The organism is Streptomyces sp. NPDC001922 (assembly GCF_042891165.1).
GTDB lineage: Bacteria > Actinomycetota > Actinomycetes > Streptomycetales > Streptomycetaceae > Streptomyces.
The window spans coordinates 1-11,882 of the sequence record NZ_JBIASV010000024.1 but is presented as its reverse complement, the minus strand read 5'-3'; the positions used below and the strand labels follow the sequence as shown (position 1 = coordinate 11,882).

Annotated in this window: 7 protein-coding genes; 5 read left to right on the top strand and 2 right to left on the bottom strand. The window is 72.8% G+C overall.

Going from position 1 to position 11,882, the window contains the following annotated elements; all coding sequences use genetic code 11:
- Positions 1-179: 179 nt before the first annotated feature.
- From ACFYYR_RS31500 to ACFYYR_RS31485, 4 genes are all read left to right on the top strand, one after another.
- Entirely contained in the window at positions 180-2,171 is a 1,992-nt protein-coding gene (locus tag ACFYYR_RS31500) for a hypothetical protein (RefSeq protein ID WP_388861264.1), read from the top strand.
- A gap of 292 nt (positions 2,172-2,463) precedes the next feature.
- Positions 2,464-2,913 carry an ANTAR domain-containing response regulator gene (locus tag ACFYYR_RS31495; RefSeq protein WP_388861262.1) on the top strand — a complete coding sequence of 150 codons (450 nt, stop codon included), beginning with the start codon at positions 2,464-2,466 and terminating at the stop codon, positions 2,911-2,913.
- Positions 2,914-3,334: 421 nt separating this feature from the next.
- Positions 3,335-3,550 carry a DUF6480 family protein gene (locus tag ACFYYR_RS31490; RefSeq protein WP_388861259.1) on the top strand — a complete coding sequence of 72 codons (216 nt, stop codon included), beginning with the start codon at positions 3,335-3,337 and terminating at the stop codon, positions 3,548-3,550.
- A 608-nt stretch (positions 3,551-4,158) separates the two neighbouring features.
- Positions 4,159-6,396, top strand: coding sequence for a family 2 encapsulin nanocompartment cargo protein terpene cyclase (locus ACFYYR_RS31485; RefSeq protein ID WP_388861256.1), 2,238 nt, complete (start codon positions 4,159-4,161; stop codon positions 6,394-6,396).
- A gap of 324 nt (positions 6,397-6,720) precedes the next feature.
- On the opposite strand, the gene alr is transcribed toward ACFYYR_RS31485, so the two are convergent.
- On the bottom strand, positions 6,721-8,025 hold the full coding sequence (alr, locus tag ACFYYR_RS31480) for an alanine racemase (protein ID WP_388861253.1): 1,305 nt from the start codon (positions 8,023-8,025) through the stop codon (positions 6,721-6,723).
- 619 nt (positions 8,026-8,644) lie between these two features.
- On the bottom strand, positions 8,645-10,372 hold the full coding sequence (locus ACFYYR_RS31475; RefSeq protein WP_388861250.1) for a PucR family transcriptional regulator: 1,728 nt from the start codon (positions 10,370-10,372) through the stop codon (positions 8,645-8,647).
- 759 nt (positions 10,373-11,131) lie between these two features.
- On the opposite strand from ACFYYR_RS31475, the gene ACFYYR_RS31470 reads away from it, so the two are divergent.
- Positions 11,132-11,791 carry an MSMEG_1061 family FMN-dependent PPOX-type flavoprotein gene (locus ACFYYR_RS31470; RefSeq protein WP_388861247.1) on the top strand — a complete coding sequence of 220 codons (660 nt, stop codon included), beginning with the start codon at positions 11,132-11,134 and terminating at the stop codon, positions 11,789-11,791.
- The last annotated feature ends 91 nt before the right edge of the window (positions 11,792-11,882 follow it).

Genomic DNA, 11,882 nt, shown 5'->3' with positions numbered 1-11,882 from the left:
CCCGGCGTCTCCGCCGCGCTGTGTGTGGGGGGGGGTGCCCCCCCCTTCCGGCTCTTCTTTCCGGGGGGGGGCCGGGGGGCCCCGGGGGGGGGGGCCCCGCCCCCCCCCCCCCCCCACCGCCATGAGCGTTGCCGTGCTGCCCGCGGCCCGTGGCGCCGGTCCGGCATGGGCCCAAGGGCGTGCGCACGGTGAAGAAGGTCCTGCTCTCGCTCGGGGTTGTGCTCGTCGTGCAGAGCCTGTTCGCGCTCTGCCTCATCAGTGCCCTGCAGCTTCTGGTTCCGCGCGACATGCCCTTCGCGGTGACCGGCTCTTCGAAGGTCGTGAACGCGGTGACCTCGGAGGTGTCGCTCGAAACGACCAGCTACGCGAACGAATCCGCCGCGCTCGACGCGATCAACCAGAGCAAGGCTTACGGCGCGTACATCCCCGGTGCGAAGAGCGACACGTTGATCGTGGTTCCCGCCAAGAGCTTCTTCGCCCGCGTCGAACTCGAAGGGGCGTTCGCCGAGGCCGCCAAGAAGCTCGGCAGGCACGTGGACGTACGGACGGTCAAACCGCTGCCGCGGAGCGATCCCCTCGGCGCCGTCGCGGGACTGCTCATGGTGCCCCTGCTCATCGGTGGCTACCTGGCCGCCGTTCTCGTATTCAATGCCAGCAAGACTGCGGCCGCGCCCTGGCGTGTCGCGATCCTGATCGGCTACGCGGCGATCGGCGCCCTGCTGACCGACCTGATCGCCGGACCAGGGATCGGCGCCTACGCCAACCGCCACTTCTGGCCGCTGCTGCCCTGCTTCTGGCTCGTCACAGCAGCGGTCGCCCTGGCGTCCGCGGCCATCCAACGCATCGTCGGAGCCCTCGGCACCCTGTTGGTGGTGCTCCTGTTCATCGTGATGGGCGGAGCATCGGCCGGCGGGTCCGGACTGTCCCTCCTGCCCTCCTACTGGCAGCACATCGGAGCCGTCTTCCCGCCACAGAGCGCCGTCACTCTGACGCGTAACGTCCTGTACTTCGAGGGAAACAACATCACCACCTCGGCCGTCATCCTCGGCGCGTACGCCCTGGCCGGGGCGGCTGTCATCGGATACCTGGGACGGTGGCGCCCCGAGCCAGTACCTGACGCGCCCCGGTCCGCCGGGGAGACGGACACCTCGGGAGCCAGGTCCCCGGCCGCGAAGAACGTCGTACGGATCATCGTGGCTCTGGCGATCGCCGCGGTGATGCAATGCCTGTTCACAGCCAACTACATCAGTTCCGCGCACGCACCCGCCGCGAGCAACCTCGCCCTCGGCTCCACCGGGACCTCCCCGATCCTGACCGAGGCCGAGAAGCAGTTCTCGCTCAGGGTCACCCGCTACCCGAGTGAATCCGCCGTGAAGAAGGCGATCGACGAGGCCGAGCTCTACGGAGGGTTCGTCCCGGCCACGGGAACCCTGATCGTCGTTCCCACCAAGAGCGACATCGCGCCCCTGGACCTCGCGGCACACTTCCAGGCCGCCGCGAAGAGCCTCGGACAACCGCTCAAGATCGAGCAGTACGTACCCACTCCACTGGCGAAGAAAGACCCCTTCGGCCTCGTCGTGTCACTGATGCTGGTTCCGCTGCTCATCGGTGGCTACGTGAGTGCGACGATGCTCAGGACGGCGACCGGAGTGGCCACCGGGCGGTGGCGGGGACTCATCCTCGCCGGGTTCGCCATCGTCGCCGGGATGGTGATCAACCTCATCGTCGGCCCATGGCTCCAGGGATACCCCACGGACAAGTTCTGGATCGTATGGCCCATCCTGTCCCTCATCATCGCCGCGGTCGCCCTCACCGCCGCCGTACTGCAAAAGCTCCTCGGAGCAGCCGGAACACTCGTGACCGTCATCGTGATCATGCTCTTCGGCAACCCCTCCTCCGGCGGAGCCAACGGAGTGGCGTACCTCCCGGCCTTCTGGCGCGACATCGGCCCCTTCCTCCCGCCCCGCAACGCGTACATCCTGCTCCGCAACACGATCTACTTCGACGGACACGGAACCACGCAGGCCCTCATCGTCATCCTGCTCTACCTGGTCATCGCCGGAGCCGCCCTCGGCTTCCTCGACTGGTTCCGCACACCCGAGATTCCCGTGACACCCGAAACCGAGGCCGAAGCCGCCGCCGTCACCGTCCCGATCGGGGCGGTGCCGTAACCATGCAGCCGCCGGCCGCCCCGGACACCGCCCCACGGCCCCGACCGTGCCCGTGGCCGGATATGGCGGGCTCCCCCGGCCCCTGCGGTCCGGAGGTGGCCGGGCGAGGCGATGGATGGGACCGTTGGGATACCGGCATGCAGCGCTGAAGGAGCCGGAAGGGTCACTGCCCGCAGTTCCGAGGCGGCAGTCAGGCTCCACCCGCGCGGTGGAGTTCCGGGACCCTCCCCGGACGGGGGGCCGTACCCTCCGGCGGCTGCCGGGCGCAGTTCTGCTGGACGGAGAACCGCAGATGAAGCATCGTTCCGAGCCCACGGCACGCCCGGCCCACGCACACCGCACCACCCCGGGCTCCCTGCCGCTCTCCCCCGGAGAGACATCCCCGGCAGCCGCGGGACCCGGCACCACGCCGCCGCGGACGGAGGCTCCCGCGCGCCCGGTGTCCGAGGCGACGGAATCGGAACGGCTTCGCCAGGAGAACGCCCAGCTCAAGCAGGCGATCCAGGCCCGCCCGGTGATCGATCAGGCCCGCGGGGTGCTGATGGCGACCTCCTCGTGCACGGCCGACGAAGCCTGGACCGTACTGCGGGACACCTCCCAGCACACCAACATCAAGCTCCGGGACATCGCCCGTGCGGTCATCGCCGGCACCCAAGGGGTCCCCCCGCCGGAGCCGGTGCGCACCGCCCTGCGCTTCGCGGTGCTGCGGGCCCGGGGACGGCGCGCGAGAGGCGGGGCATAGGCCCGTTCCGGTCGCCCCGTCCGACGGCCCGACTGCCGTCCGACTGCCCGACTGCCGTCCGACTGCCCGACTGCCGTCCGGAAGACCCGACTCCGCTGCCCGCCGACGGTCCTCACGTGCACGCCTCACGTCCACGCGGGCGCCGCCTGCGCCGGAGCGGCCTGACCGTCGAGGCTGGGCCGGAACGGCCGTACAGCACTGCACCGCGCCCGCCTGACGTACAGGGCGGCGCCGGAACGGCTGCTTTCCTAACCGGCCGACGCCTACGACCCTGCCTCGAGCAGGCTCAGACAGGAACGCACGGTACGAGTGCCGCGGCGCCGCCCGGCCAAACCCGATCACCCGCGAACGGATCACCCGCTCCGTCCCTTTTCTGGCGATCTCGAGGTGTGAAATCGCGAAGACGGCTCACTCGGCAGCCATGAACGACAACGAACCGGACCCCCGGGGCCCCCGAGTGGAGCCCGGAGGCGTCGCGCCCGGCGAGACACCGCCCGGCGAAGGCAACCTCTCGGGCACCGGCCCCCGCGAGACCTACAACCCGGCCAGGGGCTGGGGCAAGGGACCGATCATCGTCGTGATGATCGTGGTCGTCCTCTTCGCCGTGTTCTACATCGTCGGCTACTTCACGCGGTGAGGACTGGACGCCGTTCGGAGCAGCCGACGGAGGCCCCGGTGAGCCCCGACCCGTCTCCCTGAGGCCGGGCTCCCGGACCTCCGGATCCGCGATGCCCCTCCGCGCCGGGCAGGTCCGTAACGCCTCGGAACGTAGCGCCCGGTCCGTAGCGCCCCGGGTGTGGACCCGGTCCGTAGCGCCCCGGGTCCACAGCGGGGCGTGGCGGAGCCATGGCGGCCCGCCCGGTCGGGCGACGGTGCACTCCCGAGCATGACCGCGCATCGCCGGACGGGACGGCGCGGGCCACACGCCACACGCCCCGCGTACGCAGCGCAGCCGTTCGCGCCGACAGCCCCTTCCCGGCCTCCGACTCCCCCATCGCGCACCCCGCCCCCTCCCCCACCCGACTTCCTCCGCTCATATGACTGTTGTGGTGGCCGGATGGTGGTGCGGGGGCCGGGGTAGTGCTCGACCCGCGGTCAGGGGACACGGCGTCAGGGGGGGGGGAGCGCAGACCTGCCGTGCGGACGCGAGCCGGTGCGGATCCGCGCACCGCGCAGTCCGGCCGGGGCATCCCCCAGCGCCCGGCACCGCGCAGCACGTACCACGAACGAAGAAAGCCGGGCACCGTGACACAGCCTTTCGAACTGCCGGACTTCTACCTGCCGCATCCGGCACGACTCAACCCGCACGTCGAGGCGGCGCGGACGCACTCCAAGGAGTGGGCCCGCCGGATGGGGATGGTGGAGGGGTCGGGCATCTGGGACGAGCACGACCTCGACTCCCACGACTACGCCCTGCTGTGCGCCTACACCCACCCGGACGCCGACGGCCCGGAACTCTCCCTGGTGACCGACTGGTACGTGTGGGTGTTCTTCTTCGACGACCACTTCCTGGAGGCCTTCAAGCGCACCCAGGACCGGGAGGGCGGCAAGGAGTACCTCGACCGGCTCCCACTGTTCATGCCGATGGACCTGACGGCCGGAACCCCCGAGCCGGTCAACCCCGTCGAGGCGGGGCTGGCGGACCTGTGGGCGCGGACCGTGCCCAGCATGTCCCCGGAGTGGCGGGCCCGGTTCGCCGAGAGCACCGAGAACCTCCTCAACGAGTCGCTCTGGGAACTCTCCAACATCAACGCGGACCGCATCCCCAACCCGGTCGAGTACATCGAGATGCGCCGCAAGGTCGGCGGGGCGCCCTGGTCGGCGGGGCTGGTGGAACACGCGGTCGGGGCGGAGATCCCGGCGGTGATCGCGGATTCACGGCCGATGCGGGTGCTCAAGGACACCTTCTCCGACGGGGTGCACCTGCGGAACGACCTGTTCTCCTACCAGCGGGAGACCGAGGAGGAGGGCGAGCTCAGCAACGGTGTGCTGGTCCTGGAGACGTTCCTGGACTGCACCACCCAGCAGGCGGCGGACTCCGTCAACGACCTGCTCACCTCGCGGCTCCAGCAGTTCGAGAACACCGTGTTCACCGAGCTCGGTCCGCTCTTCGCCGAGCACGGGCTGGACCCGGCGTCCTGCGCCGACGTCATGGCGTACGTCAAGGGGCTCCAGGACTGGCAGTCGGGCGGCCACGAGTGGCACATGCGCTCCAGCCGCTACATGAACGGCGGCGGAGCGGCGGCGCCGGCCGCTCACCCGGCCCCCGGGCAACTCGCGCTGGCACCAACCGGGTTGGGCACGTCGGCCGCGGACATCACGTCGCTGCGCGGCCTCACCGGGGCCGACCGGTTCCGCAGCTTCACCCATGTCCCGTACCAGCGGGTGGGACCGTCACGGATCCCCGATCTCTACATGCCGTTCACCACGACGCTCAGCCCCCATCTGAGCACCGCCCGCCGGGAGGTGGTCGCCTGGGCGGAGCGGATGGGCATCCTCCGGGCGCAGCCGGGAGTCCCCGGCTCCGACATCTGGGACGAGCAGAAGCTCGCCGGCTTCGACTTCCCGCTCTGTGCCGCGGGGCTCCACCCGGACGCGGCCCCCGAGGAGCTCGACCTGGAGTCGGAGTGGCTGACCTGGGGCACCTACGGGGACGACTACTTCCCGGCGGTCTTCGGCAGGACGCGTGACCTGGCCGGGGCGAAGGTGTGCAGCGACCGGCTCTCGGCGTTCATGCCCCTGGACGGGTCCGCCGCCCCGGAACCGGCGAACGCCCTGGAACGGGGGCTGGCCGACCTGTGGTCCCGTACGGCGGGCCCGATGGAGCCGGAGGCGCGCAGGACGTTCCGCACCTCGGTCGAGACCATGACCGCGAGCTGGCTGTGGGAGCTGGCCAACCAGGCACAGCACCGGATTCCGGACCCGGTCGACTACATCGAGATGCGCCGGATGACCTTCGGCGCGGACCTGACGATGGCCCTGTGCCGGCTGGGCCACGGGCGGCGGATCCCACCGGAGATCTACCGGAGCGGTCCCATGAAGTCACTGGAGAACGCCGCCGTCGACTACGCCTGCCTGCTGAACGACCTCTTCTCCTACCAGAAGGAGATCGAGTTCGAGGGCGAGGTCCACAACGGGGTGCTCGTCGTCCAGAACTTCTTCGACTGCGACTACCCGACGGCCGTCGCGATCGTGCAGGACCTGATGACCTCCCGCATGCGGCAGTTCCAGCACGTCGCGGCCCACGAACTCCCGGTGCTGTACGACGACTTCGATCTGGGCCCGGAGGCGCGCGGCATCCTGGACGGGTATGTGAAGGAGCTGGAGAACTGGCTTGCCGGGATCCTGACCTGGCATCAGGGTTGTCTGCGGTACGGGGAGCCGGAGCTGCGCCGCCAGTTCCGGCCGGGGCTGCGGCTCGGCATCCCGGCAGGGCTGGGCACCTCGGCCGCGCGGATCGCGCTGCCCGCGGCGTCGCTCTGATCCTCGCGACTCGCTCCGACGCACCCGGCCGCGTTCCGGCATCGGCTCCGGGTCCGTCCTCACCGGCGACCGTCCGGCCTGTCCCCACCGGCGGGATGGTCCCGTTCGGTGGGGGCGGGCCGGGGAGCTGAGCCCCCGCCTGGTGTCACGGCCCGCGTCAGGACGCGCCACCCTTCCGGACCGAGGCCCCGACGACCCGGTCGGCTCCGGGTGCGACGGTGAGCGCCGTGCCGGCCGACCCGCGTTGTGGTGCGGGGCGGCAGGGGCGGAGGGGCAGAGGGCAGGGGCAGGGGCAGGGGGCAGGGGGCAGGGGGCAGGCGAGGCTCAGTCGGCGCCCGCAGTCCCGCCCACGTAGCGGCGTGGCACGCGGGAGCCGATGCGGGCGACGATCTCGTGGGAGATGCTGCCCGCGGCGCGGGCCCAGTCCTCCGCGCCGGGCTCGCCGCGGTCACCGGGGCCGAACAGGACGACCTCGTCTCCCGGTTCGGCGGCGGACTCGCCGAGGTCGACGACGAACTGGTCCATGCAGACCGTGCCCGCCACCGTGTACCGCTCCCCGCCGACCAGGACCGGCCCGGTGCCCGACGCGTGCCGCGGGATGCCGTCGGCGTAGCCGAGCGGCACCAGGCCGAGTGCGGTGGCGCGGGGGGTGCGGTAGCGGTGGCCGTAGGAGACCCCGTGGTCGGCGGGCACCCGCTTGACGGACGCCAGCGGCGCGGTGAGCGTCATCGCCGGCCGCAGCCCGAAGTCGGCGGGGGCGGCGCGGTCCGCGACCGGGCTCAGGCCGTAGAGGGCCAGCCCGGGGCGGACGAGGTCGAAGTGGGCCTCCGGGAGGGTGAGCGTGGCGGCCGAGTTGGCCAGGTGCAGCACCTCGGGGCGCAGTCCCGCCTGCCGCGCGAGCGCCACCGCCACCTGGAAGTTCGCCAGTTGGGCGTCACAGTCGGGGTGGCCGGGCTCGTCGGCGCGGGCGAGGTGCGACCAGATGCCGACGACCTGGATGCAGCCGGCCGCTTCGGCGCGCGCCGCGACGTTCACCAGGGCGGGCCAGCCGTCGGGGCCCGGGCCGCCGCGGCCGAGGCCCGTGTCGACCTTGAGGTGGACCCGGGCGGTGCGTCCGGTGCTGCGCGCGGCCCGCGACACCGCCTCGACCGCCCAGGTGGCGCCGGCCGACACATCGATGTCCGCGGTGAGCGCGGCGTCCCAGTCGTCCCCCGGGGTCAGCAGCCAGGCGAGCAGCCGGCCCGGGAGGCCGCCCTGGCGCAGGGCGAGGGCTTCGCGGAGCGCGGCGACGCCGATCCAGGTGGCGCCGCCGGCCCGGGCCGCGCGGGCGGATTCGAGCATGCCGTGGCCGTAGCCGTCGGCCTTGACCACGGCCATCACCTCGGCGGGCCCGGCCAGTTCCCGCAGCCGGCGCGCGTTGCCCTCGATCGCCGTGAGGTCGATCAGCGCCTCGGTGTGCGGCGCCGATACCCCGAAACGGACCGGTGCGGCGCCCGAGCCGTCGGGTCCACCGGGGACTCCGGGGCTCGCGACCCGGTCATCTGCCGGGAGCTGCGGTGAGCGGCCGGCGTGGTCCGTCGTTGCTCCGCGGTCGGCGGTCCCGTCCGCGCGGGGCGTGCCGAGGGTCATGTGGGGTGGTCCTTCCGTGGTGTGTGCGTGGCCCGCTCGGGCCGGGGCCGTCCGCTCCGTCGCGGCGCGTCCGCGGGGCGGCGGCGCGGATGCCGTGCGCGGGCGGCGCCGTCCGCCGTGGGCGGTGACCCCGGCGGACGGCGCGTACCCCTGCCGGGAGGAGGGGTCGGCCGACCGGCAGCGGCGAAGTGTGCCCGCAGGCACCTCCCGGACGCCCTGCCGGGAGATGTCACAGCCGGGGCCGAGGGGGGGGGAGGTTCAGACCGGCCCCGACTGCGCATGCAGCCATGGTCGCGAGCGGGGACCGGGCCGTCATTGTCCGATCGGCACCGTCCGCGGGCCTCGGACGGTGGGCGGGGCACAACGGGGACGGCGGAACAGGGGACGGGCGGAAGGGGAGACGGGCGGAACGGCGGGACGGACGGAACGGCGGGACGGCAGAACCGGCCGCGGCGTCGGTGGCGGAGGCCTGCCGGAGTCTGGTGGGCGCACGGCGTACGGCGTACGAGCACGCGGGGATGCGGGCGCGGGGATGCGGGCGCGGGGATGCCGGGGCGTGCCCGGGTCCCCCTGGCCGGGGCGCCCGGGCGTGCGGTCCCCCTGGCCGGGCGTGCGGCCGTCAGGCGTCCTCGCCGGCCGGGGTTCCGGGGGCGGCCCTCTCCGCTCGGTCGGCCCCCTCGGCCCGGTCCGCCCGGTCGGCCCGGTCGGGGCCGTCAGCCGGGGCCTCCCCGCCGACGGCGCTGCCCGCACCGCCCCCGTCGGCAGCGCCGTCGGCGCCGTACCGGCGGGCGGTGAGCTGGAGCAGCAGCGCCGTCCGCACCTCGGGGTCGTCCAGCGGCACCGCCACGACCTCCTGGAGCCGGCGCATCCGGTGGCGGAGGGTGTTGGGGTGGATGTGCAGCCGGGCGGCCGCCGCCCGCGGGTCGCCCATCTCCTGGAGCCAGGCCCGCAGCGTCGGCACACAGCTCGTGCCGTGCTCCCGGTCGTGCTCGACCAGCCGGTTCAGGGGGCCGATCCCGGCGATCCGCGCCGCCGCGGCGGACCGCGCCACATGGCGGAGGACGACGGTGGCCCACACCTCGTCGTGCACCGCCTGCTCTCCGTCGACCAGGCCGGTCCGCAGCAGGTCGAGGGTGTCGTCGGCCTGCTCCCGGGAGCGGGCGAGGCCGGGCACCGTCGACGCGAGGCCGCCCACGGCGACCAACGGCGCCGGACGGCCGGTGGCGTCACGGAGCTGCCGCAGCCAGCCGCCCCCGCTGTCGGCGGTCGGACCCACCAGCTCGGCGGGGACGATCCCGTAGACCACGCCGCCGATCACCGCTGCCGGGGACCGCAGACGGGAGGCGCGGAACCGGGACATCCGTTCCCACGCCGTCAGCCGCTGCCGCTCGGCCTCGTCGTCGTCCTCGCAGCGCACGCCCACGCCGACCACCCGCCACGGCCCGGCGGAGAGCCCGAGGCGGCGCGCCGCGTCGGCCGCCCCCTCCTGGCCGTGCAGCACGGTGGCGACCATGTCGGTCAGCACCAGACGTTCGACGTCGGCTCCGGCCCGGCGGCGCAGCAGGTGCAGGGCGGCCGTGGCAGCGGTGGCGGCGAACGCCTCGGCCCGTTCGGCGGAGACGGGGCCGGGCACGATGGCCCAGATCGAGCCGAGCACATCGCCTCCGGCGTGCACCGGCACGACGAGCCGCGGCTTGGTCCCCTCGACGAGCTCGGGTACGTAGATGGCGCCGGTGTCCTGGGCGATCCTGCGGAACACCCCCTGGCGCCGGAACCGGTCCTGGACCTCGTCGGGGACGCTGCGGCCCATGATCGTCGCCACTCGTGCCTCGTCGCCGCGCTCCTGCCGGGTGGAGTAGGCCAGGACCCGCGAGTTGCGGTCCTCGATGGTGACCGGGGCATCAATGACGGCGGCGATCGCGTCCGCCAGCCCGAAGAGGTCTCCCGCCTCGGCGCCGCCGAGCCCCGGTACGGAGTCCGCGGAGCTGTCGCTGTCGAGCACCGCGCGCACCAGCGACACGACCTGTGCCCAGCCCGCCTGCTGCTCGACCTCGACCAGCGCGACCCCGGCGGCGTCCGCCGCGGCGATCACCTCGCCGTCGGCCGCGGCCGGTGCCTTGAGCAGCAGCGCGGACGCGGACCGCCGGCCGCAGTGCGCCAGCAGCCGCAGGGCCTGGGCCCGGTCGGTCAGGTTCACCCCGAGGACGACGTCCCCGGCCCGCAGGTCGAACCCGCCGTCCGGCTCGGCGATCACCACGTCGCCCAGGGGAACCGAGGAGCCGTCGGGGACGCAGACCCCGGAGAGCACGGCCGGTCCGACGGAACCGAGAAGCCGTTGCAGCGTCATCACTGGGCATCACCCGCTCACCTACCGTCCCATCGTGCACCACGGGAGCGGCCGGTGGCCGTCCGGGCTGCGGGGATGCCTGGTTCGGCCTGCGCTGTGGTCGGGGCACGGCACCGGCCAGTCCACCCCGACCGCTTTCATCGACTACTGACGTGCTGACCCGCGATTGATCTTGAGGCGTGTTGGTCTGCGGATTCGGCAAGCGGGTGGTTCAGCAGGCCGTGGTGCGGACGTGCACCAGCTCGGTGCTCGGGTTGTGCCGGGTGGGCCGGTGACGTCCTCGGCCGCGGCATAGGCGAACACGTCTCCAGGGTCCGCAGCCGGATGCCGGGCCGGTCGGGGACGGCGAACCCACGGTCCGCCAGTAGCGGGCGGAACTCCCGGATCGCCCGGCCGATCGTGGAGAGTCCCCACCTCGTAGAGCACGCCGAACGCCTCATGGGTGAGCCGGTCCGCAGATGGACCAGTGTCACCAGGAGCCGGTCGGTGAAGACCAGTTCGTACTTCGGCCCGGCCCCCGCCGACGTTCGCCCTCACGTCGCCCGTGACGGCCGGACTCGCAGCCTGCCACCCAGCGCGGGGCGAGTTCTGCGGCCAACTCGCCCAGATGCTGGCGCGACAGCCCGCAGAAGGCACGATGGGACATGGCCGCGCGGGCCTGTTTGATCTTCACGCACCAGACAACTTGCGCGGCCGTCTCCATGTCCCCGCCTCCACCGGCCAAGATCAATCGCAGGTCGGCTCGTTAGGGTCGGAGGCATGACGACACCCCTTGCCGGCAGTGCCTTCGACTCGCTCCGCCTCGACGCGGTGCCCGACCAGGAGTCGCTGCGCCAGGCCTACGAACTCCCCAGCGACGCGGCCGTGCGCAAGCAGATGACCGAACTCACCGAGCACACCCAGCGGTTGATCGGATGCTCATCGCTTGTCCTGGTCGCCAGCGCGGATGCCGAGGGCAACTGCGACGTCTCGCCGCGCGGCGGCCCCGCCGGGTTCGTCGCCGTCCTGGACACACGGACGGTGGCGATACCGGACGCGACCGGCAACAAGCGTCTGGACACCCTGCAGAACGTCATCGCCACCGGACGGGCCGGGTTACTGTTCATCATCCCCGGGCGGACCACCACCCTGCGGGTCAACGGCCGGGCTGTCGTCTCCACCCGCCCGGAGCTGCTGTCGCAGCTGACCGCCGTGGGCAAGCCGCCGGCCAGTGCGCTGGTGCTCGGGATCGAGGAGGTCTACCCGCACTGCCCCAAATCGCTGCTGCGCAGCGGGGCCTGGAAGCCGGAGCAGTGGTTGCCGGCGGACGCCCAGCCGACCTCGGCCGAGGTGACGCTGGCCCAACTGCGATTGCCGGAGCTGACGATCGCCGACATCGAGCAGGCGGAGGCGGACTCGCTGAAGTACCGATACGATTGACGTGCTCCCTGGCCTAAAGTCCAGGGATTCCGGCCTGGGTCGGTTGACCCTTCCGGGGGCTTCCTGCTTCACCGCGCTGTGCGGGCACAGG